The 20,313-nt window shown below is 47.4% G+C and carries 19 protein-coding genes and 1 pseudogene; 12 read left to right on the top strand and 8 right to left on the bottom strand.

Annotated features, from left to right (window positions below; translation table 11 throughout):
• Nucleotides 1-19: 19 nt before the first annotated feature.
• From WG89_RS11985 to WG89_RS11970, 4 genes are all read left to right on the top strand, one after another.
• Complete coding sequence (locus tag WG89_RS11985) at nt 20-1,660, top strand: AMP-binding protein (protein WP_062266186.1); 1,641 nt, start codon at nt 20-22, stop codon at nt 1,658-1,660.
• A 185-nt stretch (nt 1,661-1,845) separates the two neighbouring features.
• On the top strand, nt 1,846-2,565 hold the full coding sequence (ribB, locus tag WG89_RS11980; protein WP_245662910.1) for a 3,4-dihydroxy-2-butanone-4-phosphate synthase: 720 nt from the start codon (nt 1,846-1,848) through the stop codon (nt 2,563-2,565).
• Between the two features lie 2 nt (nt 2,566-2,567).
• Nucleotides 2,568-3,950 (top strand): amidase family protein, encoded by a 1,383-nt coding sequence (locus tag WG89_RS11975; protein WP_062266180.1) that lies wholly within the window; start codon nt 2,568-2,570, stop codon nt 3,948-3,950.
• A 445-nt stretch (nt 3,951-4,395) separates the two neighbouring features.
• Nucleotides 4,396-4,902, top strand: coding sequence for a cytochrome b (locus WG89_RS11970; RefSeq protein ID WP_062266177.1), 507 nt, complete (start codon nt 4,396-4,398; stop codon nt 4,900-4,902).
• Between the two features lie 18 nt (nt 4,903-4,920).
• On the opposite strand, the gene WG89_RS11965 is transcribed toward WG89_RS11970, so the two are convergent.
• The 4 genes from WG89_RS11965 to WG89_RS11950 all read right to left on the bottom strand — a co-directional run bounded on the left by WG89_RS11965 (nt 4,921) and on the right by WG89_RS11950 (nt 8,423).
• Nucleotides 4,921-6,051: a phosphatidylserine decarboxylase gene (locus tag WG89_RS11965; RefSeq protein ID WP_062266172.1), complete on the bottom strand. Its 1,131-nt coding sequence runs from the start codon at nt 6,049-6,051 to the stop codon at nt 4,921-4,923.
• Between the two features lie 174 nt (nt 6,052-6,225).
• Nucleotides 6,226-6,657 (bottom strand): acyl-CoA thioesterase, encoded by a 432-nt coding sequence (locus WG89_RS11960; RefSeq protein ID WP_062266169.1) that lies wholly within the window; start codon nt 6,655-6,657, stop codon nt 6,226-6,228.
• Nucleotides 6,658-6,856: 199 nt separating this feature from the next.
• A complete protein-coding gene (locus WG89_RS11955; RefSeq protein WP_062266166.1) occupies nt 6,857-8,005 on the bottom strand; it encodes an acetyl-CoA acetyltransferase in 1,149 nt (382 codons plus the stop codon).
• 4 nt (nt 8,006-8,009) lie between these two features.
• On the bottom strand, nt 8,010-8,423 hold the full coding sequence (locus tag WG89_RS11950) for a Zn-ribbon domain-containing OB-fold protein (RefSeq protein ID WP_062266163.1): 414 nt from the start codon (nt 8,421-8,423) through the stop codon (nt 8,010-8,012).
• Between the two features lie 167 nt (nt 8,424-8,590).
• Here WG89_RS11950 and WG89_RS11945 point away from each other — a divergent pair, with 167 nt between their 5' ends.
• The 3 genes from WG89_RS11945 (at nt 8,591) to WG89_RS11935 (ending at nt 11,382) form a co-directional block, all read left to right on the top strand.
• The gene (locus WG89_RS11945; protein ID WP_153301557.1) at nt 8,591-9,643 is read left to right on the top strand and encodes a TetR/AcrR family transcriptional regulator; all 1,053 of its coding nucleotides are present in this window, start codon (nt 8,591-8,593) and stop codon (nt 9,641-9,643) included.
• A 231-nt stretch (nt 9,644-9,874) separates the two neighbouring features.
• Nucleotides 9,875-10,999: an LLM class flavin-dependent oxidoreductase gene (locus WG89_RS11940; RefSeq protein ID WP_172806798.1), complete on the top strand. Its 1,125-nt coding sequence runs from the start codon at nt 9,875-9,877 to the stop codon at nt 10,997-10,999.
• Between the two features lie 11 nt (nt 11,000-11,010).
• Nucleotides 11,011-11,382 carry a nuclear transport factor 2 family protein gene (locus WG89_RS11935; RefSeq protein ID WP_062266155.1) on the top strand — a complete coding sequence of 124 codons (372 nt, stop codon included), beginning with the start codon at nt 11,011-11,013 and terminating at the stop codon, nt 11,380-11,382.
• A gap of 256 nt (nt 11,383-11,638) precedes the next feature.
• Here the strand turns inward: WG89_RS11935 and WG89_RS11930 are convergent, their stop codons facing one another.
• Both WG89_RS11930 and WG89_RS11925 read right to left on the bottom strand, forming a co-directional pair.
• On the bottom strand, nt 11,639-13,000 hold the full coding sequence (locus WG89_RS11930; RefSeq protein ID WP_062266154.1) for a hypothetical protein: 1,362 nt from the start codon (nt 12,998-13,000) through the stop codon (nt 11,639-11,641).
• Between the two features lie 154 nt (nt 13,001-13,154).
• Complete coding sequence (locus WG89_RS11925) at nt 13,155-14,060, bottom strand: LysR substrate-binding domain-containing protein (RefSeq protein WP_062266152.1); 906 nt, start codon at nt 14,058-14,060, stop codon at nt 13,155-13,157.
• A 142-nt stretch (nt 14,061-14,202) separates the two neighbouring features.
• Here WG89_RS11925 and psrA point away from each other — a divergent pair, with 142 nt between their 5' ends.
• From psrA to WG89_RS11910, 4 genes are all read left to right on the top strand, one after another.
• Nucleotides 14,203-15,303 (top strand): iron-containing alcohol dehydrogenase PsrA, encoded by a 1,101-nt coding sequence (gene psrA, locus WG89_RS11920; RefSeq protein WP_216638476.1) that lies wholly within the window; start codon nt 14,203-14,205, stop codon nt 15,301-15,303.
• A 10-nt stretch (nt 15,304-15,313) separates the two neighbouring features.
• On the top strand, nt 15,314-15,436 hold the full coding sequence (locus WG89_RS32705; protein ID WP_281177692.1) for a hypothetical protein: 123 nt from the start codon (nt 15,314-15,316) through the stop codon (nt 15,434-15,436).
• A gap of 307 nt (nt 15,437-15,743) precedes the next feature.
• Nucleotides 15,744-16,904 (top strand): aromatic ring-hydroxylating oxygenase subunit alpha, encoded by a 1,161-nt coding sequence (locus WG89_RS11915; RefSeq protein ID WP_062266148.1) that lies wholly within the window; start codon nt 15,744-15,746, stop codon nt 16,902-16,904.
• A gap of 216 nt (nt 16,905-17,120) precedes the next feature.
• Nucleotides 17,121-18,284, top strand: coding sequence for an aromatic ring-hydroxylating oxygenase subunit alpha (locus tag WG89_RS11910; protein ID WP_062266146.1), 1,164 nt, complete (start codon nt 17,121-17,123; stop codon nt 18,282-18,284).
• 71 nt (nt 18,285-18,355) lie between these two features.
• On the opposite strand, the gene WG89_RS11905 is transcribed toward WG89_RS11910, so the two are convergent.
• On the bottom strand, nt 18,356-19,045 hold the full coding sequence (locus WG89_RS11905; protein WP_062266145.1) for a hypothetical protein: 690 nt from the start codon (nt 19,043-19,045) through the stop codon (nt 18,356-18,358).
• 129 nt (nt 19,046-19,174) lie between these two features.
• Between WG89_RS11905 and WG89_RS11900 the strand changes: the two genes are divergently transcribed.
• Nucleotides 19,175-20,041 carry a peptide deformylase gene (locus WG89_RS11900; protein ID WP_153301556.1) on the top strand — a complete coding sequence of 289 codons (867 nt, stop codon included), beginning with the start codon at nt 19,175-19,177 and terminating at the stop codon, nt 20,039-20,041.
• A gap of 151 nt (nt 20,042-20,192) precedes the next feature.
• On the opposite strand, the pseudogene WG89_RS32100 reads toward WG89_RS11900, so the two are convergent.
• Nucleotides 20,193-20,313 (bottom strand): annotated as a pseudogene (locus tag WG89_RS32100) (IS5/IS1182 family transposase); the annotation flags it as partial.

Below are 20,313 nucleotides of genomic sequence, written 5' to 3'. Positions count from 1 at the left end.
AAATAAAAAGGATACGAGCATGGATTCGGACTTTTGGACAACCCGTCGCCCCAGGGGCGTATCGGACACCATTGATGTTGAAGAATACAGCTCACTCGTTGAGTTGATAGATGGTTTTCTTACTGAACACAGCAATAAACCGGCTTATACCTGCCTTGGTAAAACCCTGACTTTTACTGAAGTGGATGAATACAGTCGCCGACTGGCTGGCTGGTTCCAGAAAGAGAGTGGTCTTAAGCCTGGAGACAGGCTGGCTATTCAGCTCCCCAACCTTCTTCAGTATCCGATAGTGGCTTTCGCTGCACTCAGGGTAGGTCTGGTGGTTGTTAACGTTAACCCCCTTTACACCCTGACTGAATTAAAACACCAGCTGGCTGATTCAGGAACGCAAGCCATTGTTTGTTTGTCGTCTAATGTGGCTCTGATCAGGGAAGCTTCTGACGGCAGTCAGAAAGTAATCAATACTGATCCACTGGATCTGATTCAGGAAGGTACTGAATCCACTCTGGTCGAAGGCTGCACACCTTTGCTGCCAATTTTAAATAATGCCAACGCTGATGATTATTCACCCTATGCAGAAGCCAGGCTGACTGATCTGGCTATGTTGCAGTACACCGGTGGAACAACGGGCTTTGCCAAGGGAGCGATGTTGAGTCATGGCAATCTGTTGGCCAACTTGCTGCAATACCGGGCTATTACCCAGGAACAGAATGAGCAGGGAGAAGTATTCTTGCCGACTGGCAAGCAGGTCATTATTACACCACTGCCGCTTTATCATATCTTTGCCTTCACCGTTAATATGTTGATGTATGGCAGTCGTGGCGATGAGAACGTCCTGATTCCCAACCCCCGCGATATTGATCAATTTATCAAGGTGCTGAACAGCAAGCCTTTTACTGTTTTTGCCGGGCTCAATACCCTGTTCTCTGGTTTGTTGGCGCATCCAGAGTTTTCAAAGTGTGACTTCTCCCATCTGGTACTCACTATGTCTGGTGGTACAGCCCTTAAGCAGGAAGTGAACAGACAGTGGCAGGAAACCACGGGGGTTGGCATTATCGAAGGCTATGGTCTTACAGAATGTTCTCCGGTCGTTTCTGTCAGCCCGATTGGCCCGAAAAAAGACGGTACGGTGGGCCAGCCGGTCCCTGAAACTGAGCTGAAACTGGTAAAACAGGATGGTTCTGTTGCCACTCTGGGTGAGCAGGGAGAGCTTTGTGTTCGTGGACCCCAGATCATGATGGGTTATTGGAATAATCCTGAAGCCACGGCCAAGACTATTGATGAAAACGGCTGGTTCTATACCGGTGATGTGGCTCAAATCGATTCTGAAGGTTTCATCAGTATTGTTGACCGGTTAAAGGATATGGTTCTGGTTTCCGGGTTCAATGTTTACCCTAATGAAATTGAAGATGTTGTGACCAAAATGGACGGCGTCCAGTATTGTGCCGCCATCGGTGTGCCAGATGAAAAGACAGGGGAAGCTGTCAAACTCTTCGTGGTTAAAGGAGAAGGAGAGCTTTCCGAAGAGAAGGTAGTTGAATGGTGTCGTCAGCATCTGACGCCCTATAAAGTGCCTCGTCACATTGAGTTTCGTTCTGCGTTACCGATGACCGCTGTCGGGAAAATTCTTCGCAAGGATTTAAAAGAAGACGCTGTATAAAGTCCTATCTTCACAGGAGCAGGAAGATCGGTTAGTCGGTCTTCCTGCTTTCTCTTCATTAGCTCGTTCTTGGGGCTGTTAAATAGCAAATAATACGTATATTTACCCATATTTTGGTTGACTCATCACCGGTCAGATTTTATGATAATTGCAAATGAGTGAACGTTCGTTCATGTGAGGAAGGTATGACAATAACAGCAAGAAAAGTAATGCGTGATGGAGTCCAGCCTTCTTCAGTAGGGTCAGCCGTTCCTTTTCGTCCCCAGGACCTTGCCTCGGTGGATGAGATTATTGAAGAAGCCCGACAGGGGCGCATGTTCATTCTGGTTGATGATGAAGGTCGTGAGAATGAAGGTGATCTGGTTATTGCTGCTGATGCCGTAACCCCCAATGCCATTAACTTCATGGCCCGTTATGCCCGAGGTCTTATCTGCCTGACCCTGACTCAGCAGCGAGCGGATGAACTGGAACTCAAGCTTCAGCCCAAACGGGGAAGAAGTGAGTTTGAAACAGCTTTTACGGTTTCCATTGAAGCAAGAGAAGGGGTGACTACCGGTATTTCAGCATTTGATCGTGCAACAACGGTTTTAACGGCTGTGAACCCTGCCAGCAAAGCGGTGGATCTGGTCACGCCCGGTCATATCTTTCCACTGATTGCCAGACCAGGAGGTGTGCTTGCAAGAGAAGGGCATACCGAAGCTTCTGTTGATCTGATGAAAAGAGCAGGGCGAGTGCCTGCGGCTGTCATCTGTGAGGTTTTGAACGACGATGGCACTATGGCTCGTTTGCCACAACTGCTGGCCTTTGCCCGTCAGCACCATTTGAAAGTAGGTGCTATTAAGGACCTGGTAGCCAGAGAACAGGCTCTGGTCGATTCAACTCAGGAAAGTGTGTACAGGACGTAAGTATGCTGAACAGTGAAATCCATCAGCTCAGTGCCCTACAACTTTTGCGACTTTATCAGCAAAAGAAGCTCTCTCCGGTTGAGGTTCTGGAGTCTACTTTCGAGCGAATTGGTCAGCTAAATCCCGATATAAATGCTTTGTACTATCTGGATCAGGAGTCAGCTATAAGCCAGGCTCGCCGTTCTGAGCAGCGCTGGCTTAAAGGTAAGCCTCTGGGTTTGCTGGATGGGATACATACTTCAGTTAAAGATGCTTTACCCGTTAGTGGAATGCCCGTCTTTAGAGGCAGTGCTGCTATGCCTGAAGAAGGGGTTATTGCTGATGAGGATTGTCCGGCCGTAGCCAGAATGAAAGAGCATGGCATGGTGATCTACGGCAAAAACACCATGTGTGACTTTGGCATTCTGCCTGCTGGTTACAGCTCCAGGCATGGCATTACCCGTAACCCTGTTAATTTGTCGTATAACACAGGGGGTTCCAGTTCTGGTGCAACGGCTGCTGTAGCCGCTGGTTTTGAACCTCTTTCGCTGGGTACCGATATTGTCGGCTCTATTCGTTTACCGGCTTCCTTCTGTGGCATTTATGGGTTCAAGCCCAGCCAGGGACGTGTGCCCTATTACTTTCCTAATAATCCTTCCTTGGTAGCCGGTCCCCTGACTCGAACAGTCAGTGATGCTGCGCTGATGATGAATGTCATTGCCAGACCTGACGACAGGGATTTTACGGCTCTGCCTTATGATGCCACTGATTACCTTCATGGTTTGGCTGATCCAGTGGACAAAGGTCGAATAGGAGTGATTACGGATCTTGGGCTGGGCATAGATCCTGATCCGGAAGTAGTGAAGCGGGTCACTGAGGCGGCTGAGTTTTTTGCCGGTCAGGGCTTTGATGTGGCTTTTCTGGATGCTCCTTTCAAAAAAGGTGACGATGCTTGCGCTGAGCGATATTACCAGGTGCGATGCTTCAGTGAGTTTAATCAATGTGATCCAGCCAGAAAGCAGAGGGCTGAAGTTATCAACGAATGGTCAAGCCCTGTACCTGGGTATACGGCAGAGCAACATTATAACGATTGGTTTGCCATGCAGAAGTTGAGAGAGCAAACCATGGCGTTGATTCAGAACTTTGATTTTCTGATTTTACCCTCTGTTCCGGTGCCCGCTTATCGCGCGGAACTGCCTGCAGCTGATACTGAAAACCTGTTTGCTCCCTGGGCAAATAACTTCCTTTTCAACCTGACCGGTCAACCGGGTGCTTCCATTCCCTGTGGAGAAACACAGGCTGGCTTACCGGTTGGTTTACAGATCATTGGTCGCAGTCTGGATGACCAGGGGGTACTAAAACTCTCTGCGTTTTATGAGAAGCATGCGACTACCGTGAAACATTGAATTCAGTCATAGCATGAGTTCTTCATGCTATGCAGATTGTCCTAGTCAGGCTGGTGCCGCCTGACCTTTCCAGCCGCCTTCGGGCGGCTTTTTTTATTCAGAAAACGCTGTCAGCCAATTTATCTAAGGGCTTTTCTGAGGTTAACTTCTTTGTTGAAACCCTTTCAAAACCGTTTGGACTGAGCCATCGAAGTCCAATATCACCGTCTTTGACAAGATCAAATAGAATGGTCCTGGTGTTTAAATCGGTGAGTTATTCGAGATAAATCCTAAAGCGGCTGTCTGATCTCGTGTGATGGAGTTCTTCCTTTCGAAAAAATTATGAATTTATTACATATTCGTTACGAATTTTGATTCATAAAAGTATATTAATGATACATAATTGTCTCAAAAGTATTTCGATATTACTTCCAATCTGTATGAATACTTTCTCGGGATGATAATAATGAATAATCGCTACTCACCTGGCGCCCGTTTCCTGCATTGGTCTTCTGCTGCTGTTATTATTTGGGCCAATGCCAGTGGCTTCTATGTCGCCTTTCTTTCGGAAAGTCTGGCCAGCAAACAATGGGTCGCATTTATCAATGTCTCTCTGACTACTCTGTTTATTCCTCTCTTCCTGTTTCGATGCTTTCATTCCCTCCATTATAAAAAACCGGAGAGTGAAGATTTAAATCGCTGGAATCAATGGTTGGCGAGTCAGATGCATCGAATGCTCTATATCATCACGTCGTTGGTGCTCATTTCCGGTGTATTAATGATGGAGCGAGACATTAATGTTTTTAATCTGTTCTCGCTTCCCTACGTCATTGAAAATCGAGACGTAACCGGCCTGATGAATCAGGTTCATAAATACAGCTGTATGTTGCTGAGTTTAATGGTGCTGATGCATGTTTCCGCAGTTATTAAACATGAACTGACTGGCAAGCGTATTCTCAGAAGAATGGTTTAGCAGGATGATTGAAATGGCTTAGTGTGTCTGAGCAATCGTTTCTCCCATTCGAACAGAGCTTTCCTGATTCATGAGGTGCGTTTTAATCGCACCAGGTTCGAAAAACAGCAGGATAGTTGAACCACCAAAGGCAAAGTGCCCCAGTTCCTGGCCTTTTGCAACATGGCTTCCACTCTCGGCAAGAAGCGTAATATCACTAATGAACCAAATGCCCACAGGTATGACCCCAACATAACCCAGTTTGTCATTATGAATAATGTAAGCGCCGCGATGGTGGTTGTATGCAGTGGTAGACCATGGATCTGTATGTCCGGTATCGGAGAATGTGGTTTCAGGAAATAAGGCGGCCTGCATAACGGTTCCGCTGATGGGAGAATGGAAGTGGTGATAACTGTATTCATGGAGGGTGCTCTCCAGAACGGTGCCCCCAATAAAGTGCCTGGCGAGAGGGTGGTTACCGAAAACCCTGCTGATATTGAGCATATCTCCCTTAGCCTTGATAGCAGTACTCTTTGAAATCTCTTTGTGCATGATCTTGATGCTGCCGTCGTTGGGGGATACAACAACTGCATCATCATTCAGTGAGGTTATGGGGCGAACGCCAGGTTTTAATCTTCGGCCGAAGAAGTCATTGAAACTGGTATAGCCACCCACCGGAACGATAAAGTCCTGTATGCCAACTGCAGGCGAGTCAAGCCAGTGGTTAATGTAAGCAATGGATTCCGGTTGCTCCATATAAGCATGAAAAGATCGAAAATAAGAGATCATCCAGGGAAAAAGTACGGGAGGCTCGAAGGGGGAGGCTTTTACTTCTGCCATTTTCTCAAACGTGCAGGACATTTGATCAAAGGGTACCTCTGTTCTCCTGATAACATTTACGGGCAGAGCAACCAGCATTTTATATAAGTCTTCAAGCGTTGATACTGCAGGCAATGCTCCGTTCTGGCAGTGTTGAGTCAAACCTTCAATAAGAGCTTTCTGTATGTTGGGTTGTTGAGTGAGATACTGTTTAAGCTGCTCTACCTGGTAGGAAATAAGAGGGCTCGGCGTAACAGTTTTTGGTGATGTATCGTCTGAAAATGACGGGGTTGGAGTCAGTAAAAAGAAGATCAGAAAAAATTTGGCTGGAAGATCTTTCAGGGCATTCATGAGCTGTTCGACGCTCTTGACTCAGGATAATTGACTCTAGATTAGTCTATTGAGTCACTTCTTTTCGGACTTGTTTTAGACTTCCGACACCCAATGAGTGAACTTGAAAGAAAGCTTGTGAGCATGGATGTTCCGGGTTAGCTGGGAGCTACCCGGAGTTGCGAAGTTCTAAAATCAGACCTTCAGATTCTCAAGTCGGCTTCGAACCTTCTCCGGAATAGCTGTTGACTGGTTAACTCGACGGTCTACGTAGACATGGGTGAATGTTCCATGGGCTGACGCTTCTTCTTCACCTTTTTTGAAGATTGCCAGTCCGTACTCGACGGAACTGTTGCCAATCTTGTTGACTCTTAATCCTACAATCAGCTCGTCAGGGTAAGCTACAGAGTTAACATAGTTGCATTGAGAGTGCACCACGTAGCCCACAACTTGATCTTTCTTAATGCTTAAATTGCATTCATTCATCAAGTACTGCCCAATTGTGGAGTCAAAATAGGCGTAGTAGTGAGAGTTATTCATGTGGCCGTAATGGTCATTATCATTCCAGCGGGTAGTGAATTCTCTAAAATAGCGGTAATTATTTTTGAGGTGAGCTGAATCCTTCATTTTTACTTCCAGTCAATAAAGCAGTCATGAGCGAAAGAAATATTTTTTCGTCACCCTTGGGGGATGAAAAAACTTTCATGGTTAAATTGTGGCAGATGGGCCTGATAGTTTGCTTGTTATATGAAAATGCCTCAGAGGTATGCGCTGGAGGCATTTTCATCGTTTCGATCATCCAAAATGGCGGATGAAAGTTACTTGATTAAAGTGTGGACTCGGTTCCAAAGACAGTAGTGAATTGATGGGACAGAGTGCCGCCATTACCGTGGGCTATTGCCAGCTCAGCATTGTCGATCTGTCTCTCTCCGCCCTGGCCCCTGAGCTGAGTCACAGCTTCGATCATACAGAAGGTGCCGTACATTCCCGGGTGAACGCAGGAAAGTCCACCGCCGTTGGTATTCACAGGGAGTGAGCCATTGGGTGCAATCTGTCCGTCGGCCACAAAGTCACCCGCTTCACCTTTCTTGCAGAAACCAAGGTCTTCCAGAAACAGCAAGGTATTAATTGTGAAGGCGTCATAGAGCTGAACAACATCGACATCCTGTGCCTTGATACCGGCCATTTCATAAGCTCTTTGACTGCTTTCAGTGGCAGCCGTCACTGTCAGGTCTGGCATCTGGCTGATTTCACGATGCCAGTGTGCTCCCGCAGCGCCCAGAAGATAGACAGGCTTTTGGCGAAGGCTTTGACCCCGCTCTTTACTGGTAAGAATCAGTGCGCCTGCACCGTCACTCATTAAGCAACAGTCGTATATCGAAAGCGGGTCAGCAATCAATTGTCCTTCTAATACTTCTTCAATGGTGAGCGGATCACGCATAGTGGCGTCAGGGTTCAGTTGTGCCCATTTTCTTGCTGAAACGGCTACATGAGCCAGGTGTTCACGGGTGGTACCGTATTCATGCATGTGTCGTGCAGCAGCCATAGCATAGCCAGCCAAGGGCACCATGTATTCATAGGGTTGTTCAAAAGTGGGGGTTTCTACCAGACCGTTTACGTCGCGGCTGCTTCTGGCATTACTGCCGTAGGCAATCAGAACGTTGTTGCAGAGACCTGTCTGGATAGCCATGGCTGCCTGCTGTACATGAGACATAAACGACGATCCACCGACCATGTCGGAGCTGGACCATTTTGGACGAATCCCGAGGTACTCAGCCACTGAGAGTGTTGGGAAAAAATGATAAAAAGTACCGGCGCATAGGCCGTCAATATCGGCTAAATCAAGACCTGCATCATTGATGGCTTTCATGCTGGCCTGTGCCAAGAGTTCTAGTGGCTTATGTTCAGGCGTTTTGCCCAGTCCGGAGTATCCCACACCGGCAATGGCGGTTTTGCCTCTCAGTGAAGACGTCATGGTGTTACTCCTGGGKGCTGTAGAAAACAACGATGGGTTGGCCACTGTTTTTGTAAGGGCCAAACGAGGGCTCTTCTACCTTGGCAATGACAGGCATTCCGATACTTACAGAGTCGGGKGGGCAGCCTTCAATACGACCCATCATTCTCGGGCCTTCATCCAGCTCAATGATGGCCAGATTGTAAGAACCGCCTTTTTCCGGTCTGCGATGAACCATGGTAGTGGTGTAGACCGTGCCTTTACCGCTGACTTCCACCCACTCAAGGTCACTTGAACCGGTTTCTGGCTCAATGGTTCTTGGGTAGAACACATAGTTCCCGGTCAGGCCAGAGCGTTGAATCATGAATCGGCCTTCTTTGAGGTAGGCCCAGAACTGGGCTTCAGGGCCCAGACTCTGAGACTTTGTCCGCTTTTCCATAGTTCACCTGTTGTTATTCTTTCAGATTCGGAGTTGGGTTAACGAACGTTCACTCGTGTATTTAAAAGGACTGGCACCTCGAAGTCAATATGAGACTGGTAATTATGGTCGTGCTCTTGCTAGAGTGATTGCCGGGCTACAGAATTGGACAGGGTCAGCTTGAGACCATGAGTGAAAGTGTTGATATAAAACAGTTATTGGGCATTCGTCTGGAAAAGGGCGACGGCATTCAGGTGATCGCATGGAGTGATTACTCACAACTGGCCAAATACTGTGCCGGTGAAGTGCCAAGATGGATGCTGACTCTGCTGGCAGAAACCTGTGTGCAGAATGGTGCAGATCGTGCCAGTGGCGAAGGGCTGAAAGCCAAAACAGTCGACAGCAGTAGTCGATTCTTCACAGAAGGTGAAGGTAATCGCTTCATGGCTGTCTCAGAGCCTGTTTATAAAAGACCGGACAGGTTGGCCTGGAGAACCTGTCTTTATCGTCTGGCAGAGAATGAACGACAGTCGCCGGAAAAAATGGTGGCCGATTTTTCTCACACTTTTGAGCTTTCCAGAGACACTGCCCAGCAGAAAAAAACTGCTGCTGAAAAAGGTAAAACACAGGTTGCAGAAACCAGCAGTACCTTTTTGCAAGCTCGTCCGGAAACTGTGGCCGACAAGCGTCGTCAACAGATATTCAAAGGTGCCTGTGAAGTCATTGGACGCAAGGGCTATGGCTCAGCTTCCATGCGTGAAATCGCCAAGGCTGCAGACATCACTATTCCTACCATGTACAAGTACATCGACACCAAGGAAGATATTCTGTTCATGATCACCCAGGTGTGCATGGAAGAGATCTTTGCCTACTTCAAGGAAGCTTTGCATCGACAGGAAGACGCAGAAAGCAAAATGAAGAGTGCGATTGAAGCTTACGTTCAATACGTCACTAAAAACCGTAAATACATTAACCTGGTTTACCGTGAAACGCGGGCGCTGAATGCTGAAAACCGGGATCGCATTTTTAATGTTGAGCGAGACTTCATGACCCTGTGGGAACAGATCATTGTAGATGGTATCGAAGAGGGGGTGTTCAAGAAAACAGACACCTTCCTGGCTGCCAATATGATCTACTTCTTCTGCAACGTCTGGGCGCTGAGACACTGGAGTCTGGAAGGCTACAGCGAAGAACAGATCCGGGATCGTCTGGTTGAGTTTATTTTGCCGGGTTTGAGCTAATTCACTCACGATATACTTGAGCTCTGAACCTGCTCCTCTCTTATTTCCGCTCTGGTAAAGGGAGGGGAGGAGGCCTCATAAATCTATCTGACTTTGATGAATGATCTGCGATGCAGGTTGACCCTCAGTATTTTCTTCAGTACATTACCGAACGAACGTTCACTAAAAATAAAGATTAAACCAAAACATCACAGTGCCTGGTCATTTACCGGCCTGCGGGAGGGACCACACATGAAGACCCATATCCTTGTTCAGCCCTACATGCGGAGCGTGGGCGAAGAGGTGAAAAATCCGGGGTCGGATCCCCAGCGCTATCAGGATCTGCTGGACAACCTCACTACCCAGATGAAGTATGCCGATGACAATGGCTACTACGGTTTTTGCATGACCGAACACCATCTGCAGGTGGAAGGGATAGAAACCACCACTAACCCGATCCTGTGGAACATGCATGTCGCCAATAACACAAAACACCTGAAAGTAGGTCAGGTGGGTATGTGTCTGCCGGCTCATAATCCTGTGACTCTGGCGGAAGATCTGGCCATGCTGGATCACATGACCAAGGGCAGACTGTTTGTAGGTTTTGTTCGCGGTAATACTCCACGCTGGTTGAATACTCTGGCTCAGCATCTGAATATTTCCACATCCCAGTCAGACAAGTCGGAAGTCGATCAGCGCAACCGTCGCTTGTTTGAAGAAAACTTCCGCATCATTAAAAAACTGTGGACAGAAGACACCATCAACTTCCAGGGTGAGTTCTGGAATATTCCTCCAAAAGATCCTATCGAGTGGCACTTCCCACCCACCAAAATGTGGAGCCGTGAAGGCGATACCGATGAGAATCATGTGATTCAGCGGGTAGGTATCGTGCCAAAACCTTATCAGGATCCTCATCCACCTATTTATGCGCCGTTTAGCTGGTCTATGGACACCTGTCGTTTCTGGGCTCGTGAAAGTGGCAAGATGGTGTCGTTTGTTGGCAAGAATGACTTTATCGATGTCACCATTGATGAGTACGTTAAAGAAGCAGAAACAGTAGGTCGCAAGGTAGCCAGAAGTGATGTATTGGCTCTGGGTGGTCACCTGGTTATGGGCCGTACTGAAGCTGAAGCGAAGAAGCACAAACAAACTTTTGAGCATCTGTTTAATACTGCCTACAACGTACCTCCTTATAAAGTACCTATGGGTCGTCTCTGGGAAGGCACCATTAATCAGGTGATTGACCAGATTGGTACATTGAAAGAAACCTACGGTGTTGACGAGTTCGTTTGCTGGCACCATGTCGGCTATTTCCCTCAGGAAGAAGAGCTGGCAATGTTGGAAGCCTTCTCTGAAGTCATTAAGGCTGTGAAATAACCGGAGGCGTTATGTCGGATATTCAGGAAGTCGAAGAGCTGGTGGAAGAGTACTTTCGCTCTCTTTACGAAGGCGATGTGGAAGCTATCCAGAAAATCTATCGTCCGGAATGTGTGCTGCAATGGACGACAGAAGAAGGTGTGAAGCACATAGGTATGGCGGATTACCTTGAGGTGGTCAGCAACCGGCAAGCTCCCAAAGACGCAGGTTATGGACCTTATGGACAGATATTAAGCATTGATCTGTCGGGCTCCGAAGTGGCTGTTGTAAAGGTAGCCAGTGCCGTTCAGCCCCGATACTTTGAAGATTATCTGACTCTGGTCAGAGACTGCGATCAGTGGAAGATTGCAGCCAAGGTTTATCGGGTAGTCCGGGAAGAGTAAGTGCTGTTCTATAAGTGAGGTCTGTCAGCAGACAGGCCTCATGGTTTCCGGTCTAATAGAATTATCCCTCCTTCTACCGTTCCCTCTCTTATGCCCCATCCTTATTTGTTATCCAGGATTCTTAGGGCAAAACCCTTTCGGACTGAGCCTTTTAAAGCCCATTACCATGGCCCTTCGACAAGCTCAGGGTGAACGGTATCCCCTCAGATAGCAACCAGCGTTGTTTATTGCTGGTTGCTTTGAGAAGTGGTGGGCTCTAACTGTTCGTTGAGTCAGGTTGTTTCTGCAGGTCAACCAGTAGAATGATGGTGATTACGGCAAATGCCAGTCCCATTCTAGGCTCAAGCAGGGCCAGAAAGGTTGCAGCCAGAACCATGGCTCCCCGCTCTCCATTGGTTTTTGCTTTGGCCAGGGCAATATAAGTACAGGCAAAACCGGTCAACGCCAGAGTCATGGCGAGAGCAATCGGCATCATAGGCTTGATGCCGGTCACCAGTGGAGCCAGACAAAAAATAAGTGGCAGGCCAAAAAGATAGTAAGAGGCAATACCGTCATGAAGTGTCCTTAGACTTTTTGCTCCCTGCCTCCAGCGCTGGGCTACGACTACCTGGATGCCTGTCCAGAGAACACCCTGGGTAGGGAAAAAAGGCGCGAATACCGCCATTAGTGCATTACGTACACCAACGGTCAGGTGAGTACGGGTATGGTTGATATCGGGAGTGTCGTCAGGACGCTCCTTGGCAGCATCTTCAAGAATTGCGTCTCCAGTCAACAGATCTCCAAAGAAGAGAACGTAGGCAATTAAGGCCAGCGGAAGTCCATTAATAAACATGTCCAGGCTTGGCCACCCAATCACAAATGGGGAAACTTTATCGAACAGGCTGCCGAAAGGAAGTGCATAGATTCCCCACTCAATATCAAACGACAACTCACCTGTTATGCCTCCAGCTACTCCTCCCAATAAAAAACCAGGCAGTAATCCCATAGCCGCAATCCGGGCTACCATCGGGTATTGTTTGCTCCAGCGGGCAACCGGCTCTGAAAAAGCCAATAACAAAGAAATCGCAATGGCGACACTGGCCGCAACAGGCTGGCTGTTGAACAGGTTGGTTTCAACAGAGATATCAAACACCTTGATAAACGCTGCGAGACCTGCGCCCAGGATGATAGCTCCTTTCAAAACATCAGGAATGATGTGCACCAGTTTGCTGCCCAGACCCGTGATGCCGAATAAGAACAGCAGCACTGTGAAATCCAGCGAGAGAGCGGTCATCATCTGAATACGTTCTGTGGAACTCAGGTCGGGGCTGGACGTCAGCAGGGTGATTACAAAGGGCAGGGCAGGTGTCAGCCAGCCCGGGCTATAGGGTTCGCCAAACAGCCACCAGGAAAGGCTCAATATCACCGAGTGGAGAAAAGACATCGCCACGGCTTCTTCAAAACTTAATCCGAAAAAAGTGGTCATTAAAGGCACCAGTGCCAGAGCAGTTGCCGCTGAAACCAGATTACCCTGAATAAATTCAGGCCAGCTGATACGGGCATGTAGCAGAGGGATCCGAGTGGTTACACCCAACCAGCGCAGACCATCAGACGATTGAGGGGATTTTTCAGGCTGCATCTTCCAGATATCTCACTTTCTATTTTTATATTCAGAGTCTTGGATAGCTTCAGTAATACGGTGGTGAGTTAACGTTCGTTAACATTAAGGGGGAGAATGCCTGATAGTGCCTGTACACGCAAGATTGTGAAGTCTTCTGAGAAGCTCCAGGCATTCAGTTTGATATAATTTCTGGATTGGCTTTCGGATTAGCTTCCGGGTTAGAAAGTATCGCTGACTCTATAAAAGCCCGCGTAACCGGTGTGTCTTTCTGGGCATTGGCACAGATCACATAAGAGTTCGACATCAATGTCATATCACTGACGTTTACAGCACGAATGTTTCTGTGGGGCTGGTATTCACTGACCGCGACAAAAGCAGAGCCGAGCCCTTGAACAACAGCCTCGCGAACACCTTCCCGACTGCTGATTTCCATAACGACTTTGGGTTTGATCTGGCGCTGGTGGAAAGCCTGTTCATACAGTTTACGGGTGGATGAACCAGGCTCGCGGTAGATCAGGTTAATTCCGTTAAGGTCTTCCAATTTAATTTCAGGAGAGTTTGCCAGAGGACTGTTGTTTGGCACCATCAACACTAAGCCCTGTTCACGATACTTGAGAGTGGTGAGTCGTTTATCAGGTTCCAGGTAGGCAATCATGCCAACATCCAGCTCACCCTTAAGCACTTTTTCCGTTATGAAATCTGAACCCCCGGTTTCCACTACCACTTTTATGCCTGGGTATTGCTCATTGAAGACGGCAAGTATTTCCATTAAATAAAAAGGGGCTACGGCTCCAACTCTCAGAGTCCCTGTCACCAGCTTGCCTTCATGAGTCAGAATCTCTTTGGCCTTGCGTTCAAGCTCCAGCATCATTCTTGAAACCTGCAACAGTGCCTGACCGGTTTCCGTTAACTGGTTATTGCTTCTTCTGCGCCTGAACAGTTGAACGTTATAGTGATTTTCAAGCTCTCGGACCTGGGCGGTTATCGTCGGCTGACTGATATGCAATTTGTTTGAAGCTGCCGTAAAACTGCCGGTGGTGGCTACTGCGTGAAAGGATCTGAGCTGACTGAATTTCATGATACCAATACGGATTAGAAGGTTAGCCAGTAATATAGATTTTCTATATGATGAAAATATTAAAATAGTATTTTTGTATCATTGAACTGTCATAAACCCTCCCTAGACTCCAAATTATCGAAACCAACCAGAGCTAATCGATATGTGGAGCTTTTCCAATCCGGTCAATATCCAATTTGGTGAAGGTGTCTTATCCAGATTGCCTGAACTGCTGGACGGGCAAAACTATGCCCTTCTGACCTATGACGAACCCTGGTTTTCAGCACTGGCTGATCAGGTAATCTCCCAGTGTGGAGTGCCTGTAGCGGTTCTGAATCAGATTGTTCCCAATCCCGACATTAAGGATTTACTGCCTTTGTGCCAGCAGCTGTCCGAGATGCCTGTGCAACCTGATGTGCTGGTAGCCATTGGTGGAGGCTCAGTGATTGATACCGCGAAAGTGGTGGCTGCTGCCGGTGAGGACTTTGATCGGGTCTATCAATTGTTGACCCAGGGAAAAGGCAGGGAAGAGCTGGTTTGCACACCGATTATTGCTGTGCCCACCACATCGGGGACAGGCAGTGAAGTGACCTGCTGGGCAACGGTTTGGGACAGCGCCCATGAGCGAAAATATTCCCTTGCTGATCCTCGTTTATACCCGCAGGTAGCGCTTTGTGATCCTTCGCTGACTCATGAATTACCCGAGTTTCTGACGATATGCACAGGGCTGGATGCGCTCTCTCACGCACTGGAAAGTATCTGGAATAAAAACAATAATCCTGTGTCGTCCACTTATGCGGTAGATGCGGCCAGAATTATTCTGAACGTATTACCCGAGCTGGCCGCAGACCTGAATAATGCCGCATTAAGAAGCCGCATGATGGAAGCGGCCCTGAAAGCCGGATTGGCTTTCTCCAATACCAAGACATCCATTGCCCACAACATTTCTTATGAAGTCACTCTGCGCCGGGGTACTCCCCATGGGATTGCCTGTTCATTCACGCTGCCTTATGTCATGCGTTCTGTCAGCGGCGAAAACTCTGTGTGCGACCAGGCCCTGAAAGCCATTTTTGGCGAAGACCTGGCGGCAGGCAGTGACTACCTCGAAAACTGGCTGAAAGACTTGGGTATCAAGGTTCAGCCTGAAGACTATCAATACGATCCTGCCGACTGGCAGCGACTGTTAACCAGTGCCCTTGCGGGTGAGCGTGGCAAGAATTTTATTGGTCAGGGTGAAGCTCTGCTGACCAGTTATGCGGTTTAAAGGTGTACTCATGTTGTTGAAAAGTATTCTGAAGAAGTCTGTCGGCATGGCGGCTGTCCTGCTGGCAAGTCAGACTGCCCTGGCCCTGGACTCACTGAAAATTGCCTTGATTCCTTTGTCATTGACTCGGTAGCGGATCTGCTAGCTGTTGTTAAAGATATCAATACACGTTTGACTCAGGGTGAACGTCCCTGATCAAATAATATTCTGGTTCGGCTTTCTGTCGGGCTTCTTTCTAGCTGGATGCATTTCTGCTTTTTCACTACCGATAGTTATTAATCGATTTGATCTTAACTGCTCGATAGTTTCTGTGAGTAAGTTCTCACTATTCATTGAAATTGCTAAAAAATCAGTCGCTCAGCTTATCTGTATATGAAATTGAAACACTTCTGTTCCACTATCCGGGCGGTTATTTAATCTTAAAGGTAGGTTTGAGCGATATGGATCTTCTGATTGAACTGAAAGAAAAAGCAACAGGTTCTGCTGGTGAAGCCAGAGCATTACCTTATGCCGCCTATATTGATGATGACTTATATGAGTTGGAGCGTAAGCAGATTTTTCATGGTGACTGGGTGTTTGCCTGCAATGAGTTTTCACTAAAGGCGCCCGGCGACAAATTTGCTTTCAACATAGCTGGAGAGCCGGTGGTGATCCTTCGTGGGAAAGACGGTGAACTTCGGGCTCTCTCCAATGCCTGTCGACACCGGGGCACGCTATTGGCCGATGAGGGTTTCAGTTCCGGTACCAGCAATCTTGTCTGTCCTTATCATTCCTGGAATTACACTGAAGACGGAGCCCTGAGGGGAGTACCGTATCCGGGTAATGTCGAAATCAATAAAAAAGCACACTGCCTGCCCAGATTTGCTCTGACTGTCTGGAATGGTCTGGTATTTGTGAATATTGATGGTAAGGCAGAGCCTCTTGAGGAGCGCCTTGCGGGCCTGGCTCCTTATATTGAATACAACATAAACGGCGAAGTTAACACAGGTACAGAAGATAAACCGGAATACTGGGATACCAACTGGAAGCTGGCCATGGAGAATGCCATGGAAAGTTACCACCTCTTCAAGGTTCACAAACCCACCCTGGAAGTGGTTTCTCCTACCCGGGGGGTCACTTATCTGGAAGGTAGCGCACATTGGAGTATCACTGCGGGTGAAGCAGTAAACCCTCTGCCAGGTTGGTTAGGCTGGCTCAATCGTGATTTGCAGGAAGAAGGTTATTATCTTCTGATCTCCTTGCCGCCTTCCTTTGTCGGGGTTATTACCCCTCAGGGGCTGTTTGGCTATGTAGTCACTCTGCCTGATGGGGTGGGTCGGTGCTATGTTCGCGGAGGCAGTGTCAGCAGAAATCTGCGAGCCCCCAGAGGGTTGTTCAAAAAGTTTATTGATAAGTTTCTGGAGGAAGACAAACTGATCAGTGAAAGAGCCTATAAGGGAATGACGGCCAGAGCGACTGCGGGTGGTCAACTGGTCGAGTTAGAAAGAATTGTCGTCGATTTTCATCAGTATCTGGCCATGAGATTGTTCGATGCCAAGCCGGATGAAAACTATAAGTGTCAGGAAGCTGCAAAACGTCTTAAAGCTGCTGAACCTGCATAAGATCAAGCCGTGATGATGCCCTGATGGCAGGGTATCACCGCTGTCTGGACAACAAATCATCTCCGCCGTGCTTTCCCAGTATTTTTGAGAAATCCTTTCGTTTTCTGTCCTTTTCCCTTTGTAAAGACAGGCCTGAAGGCTTGAATTTTTCTTAAAATGGAACAATTATGTTCCATAAAGAGCAATAAAAAACCTTTGTAAGGGTGGGGTCGCAAGATGGATTTGCTAATTGAGTTGAAAGAAAAGGCGGTTGGATCAGCGGGAGAGGCATCGGCATTGCCCTATTCAGCCTATACCAGTCCTGAAATCCATGAGCTGGAAAGGAAGCGAATTTTCCATGGTGACTGGGTGTTTGCCTGCAATGAGTTTGTGGTGAAAAATCCCGGTGACAAGTTTGCTTTCAATCTTGCTGGCGAGCCTGTTGTCATCATCCGGGGTAAGGATGGTGAGCTTCGGGCGCTTTCCAATGCCTGTCGCCACCGTGGAACCCTTTTAGCAGATGACGGTTTCAGCTCGGGCAATACCAATCTTGTCTGTCCTTACCACTCCTGGAATTACACAGAAGACGGAACGCTTAGAGGTGTGCCGTTTCCTGGTGATGTGAAAATTGATAAGAAGGCCCATTGTTTGCCCAGGTTTGCATTGTCTGTCTGGAACGGACTGGTATTTATAAACATTGATGGCAAGGCCGAACCATTGGAAGAACGCCTAGCGGGTATTGATCAATATATTCAGTACAACAAGGTGGGAGAGTTCGACAGCGGATACGAAAATGAGTCGGACTACTGGGATACAAACTGGAAACTGGCCATGGAAAATGCCATGGAGAGTTACCATCTTTTCAAAGTTCATAAACCTACCCTGGAAGTGGTGACACCCACAAAAGGCGCTTTTTATATTGAGGGTAATGCGAAGTGGAGCGTAACAGCGGGAGAAACCCAGGCACCTCCAATGCCCAAATGGCTGAGCTGGATTTATAACAGTGCAGGCAAAGGAAACGATCATTACATACTGGTTTCCCTGCCACCTTCCTTTGTTGGAGTCATCTCATCTGACGGTCTTTTTGGTTACATTGCAATTCTGCCTGAAGGAGCCGGACGCAGTTACATCCGAGGCGGCGGTGTAGGTAGAGGTATTTCAGAGCCGAAAGGGGCCGTTAAAAAATTTGTCGATGACTTCTTTGCTGAAGACAAGTTCATCTGTGAGCGGGCCCAGAAAGGTATGACAACATCAACCGCCAAAGGTGGGCAGCTGGTGGATCTTGAAAGAATCGTAGTGGACTTTCATCAGTATCTGGCTATGAAGCTCTTCAACGTTCAGCCTGATGATGTCTATAAAAACAGCGACGCGCCTGAACGTCTGGCTATGACCGAAGTCTGAAGTTCAGCCAATTCGATCAGAGTCATCACCATGCCAGGAGTAACGAATTTTTGGTTCTCCTGGCAGTGTTGTTAAATTCTTCCCAATCTTGGGTGAATCTTGCCACCCACATAGCTGATTCCAATCCGTAAACAGGCATAGCTCATACCTAGTGCCATCTCTAAAGGGTTCCATCCATAAATGAGTCCAAATGTGGAGTTAAGTCCTAATGCCAGTAAGGCGGATCCAAAGACAACTGCTTTTGTGCTTGATGTGCCTTGAGCAGGACTGTTGGCCGTATTGAAATTGTTTTCCCAGCTTCTGGTAGCCAGTGTATTTTGTGTTTCCACAAAAGCCTGATAGTAATGATGTTGTGCACCGGCTTCCGTCAAACAGTGATCTTTGTTTTCAATAGAGCTGACTTTTCCGGCTTTGTAGTGCGTTTCACCGTCTTGATAAAAGCAGGCGCAATGACAATCATCAGAAGAGCAGACAAGCAGCTGGTTGGTTTCCTGTTCTGAAATGCAAACTTTATCTTTTGGTTGATCGTTTGAGATTGAAACAAATGTCAGCTGTTGGGTCAGGTCGGGTGAAGGAAATAATTTTTCAACGGTGTCTGAATGAGTTGTACTGCAATCACTACCGGGTTCAGAGCTCCAGTGCCAATGTTGTTCTCCGGAATTCAGGATCAGGCAGGAATTTAATACTACAGGCAGGCTGGATGAAAAGGTTTGAAGCGCGTAAAAGCTTAGTATCAGAATAAAAAGTCTCGTCAGCCTCATTTCATTACCTGCAGTATCAGAAAAACGAGTCTGAATACTAGTTGAAATTTTTGTTGGGGCAGGGAGGTCAGTACAATCGAGCGTGGTTGGTCTATCCTGAAGGACTCAATATCCATTGGAGAGTTTGGTGTGAATTTCAGGAAATTCCTGGTGATTCTGGCCGTCATTCTGGGCATTTTTGCCATGGTTGCCTATCTGCTCGAAACAGCTGAAGAAGACGTAGAAAGTGATCTTGGTGAGCCAGTCACCTCAATAGAAGTTAAGAAGCAGGTTGAACCTGTAACGGACTCTCCTCCTCAAAAAATCGTTGAAGAAGCCGCAAAGAAGAAAGCAGAAACACCCAGGCGCTACACTATTTTTCAGTTTGAAAACCCCGATCATCAATCGGTATTGAATTCGCCGACACAGCCGGTAAAACGGTTGCCTGACCCTGAAATCAATGCGTTGATAAAAAACATGCATGCGGCCATGAGCACTAATGTTGGCGGAGGGATATCAGCCAATCAGGTGGGGCAGCCTTTGCAGCTTTTTCTGATTGGTCCGCCTCCCATGATCAACGCTACAGCCCCGTCCGATATTTTCATTAATCCTGTCATTACCCAGGCATCGAAGGAACGAAGCTGCTTCTGGCATGGTTGCCTGAGTTCCAAAGGTAAAAAGTTTGGCAAGGTGGCTACCTGGAACAGCATTACTATTGAAGCCCTCGATCCCCAGGGAAGAAAGTTTACCCGAGAGCTTAAAGGTCTTGATGCCATTGTTGCCCAACACGAGTTCCGGCATCTTCTGGGTGGTGGGTACCATGACCATGCTCAGGAGTTTGAAGACGAAATGACATTGCTGCAAAAGATGATGCAGCGAAAAATTAAAATGATTGAACCTTGTGATGAAACGGATCCATTTCTACTGGAAGATTATAAAATGGGTGAAACGATAGAGCAGTATGCACAAAGAAAAAATAAAACAAAGATGAAAGAAAGAAGAGTTGGTCTAAATTAAGAGCAGATTGGGAATATTCTGCTTCTAGGGAACCTGCGAATAACCTCTAATTTACTTCCCTTCTTGAATCGAGTTCGAAGTAGGACTGAAATCAGAGGTCTCAACCCCTTATTTGTATGATATTTAGCCACTTTCGTGACTTCAGGGCGGACTAACCCTGTGCCCGGATCATTTGATCCAGTCGAACAATATTCGCCAGGGCAAATAAAGTAGACAGTTTATTGTCATTCTTCTTCAAACCTCGATACCTGGCTTTTATAAATCCAAATTGA

Source organism: Endozoicomonas arenosclerae, from assembly GCF_001562015.1.
Classification (GTDB): domain Bacteria; phylum Pseudomonadota; class Gammaproteobacteria; order Pseudomonadales; family Endozoicomonadaceae; genus Endozoicomonas_A; species Endozoicomonas_A arenosclerae.
Note: the sequence above shows the minus strand (reverse complement) of the source record. Positions and strands in the feature narration are given on the sequence as shown.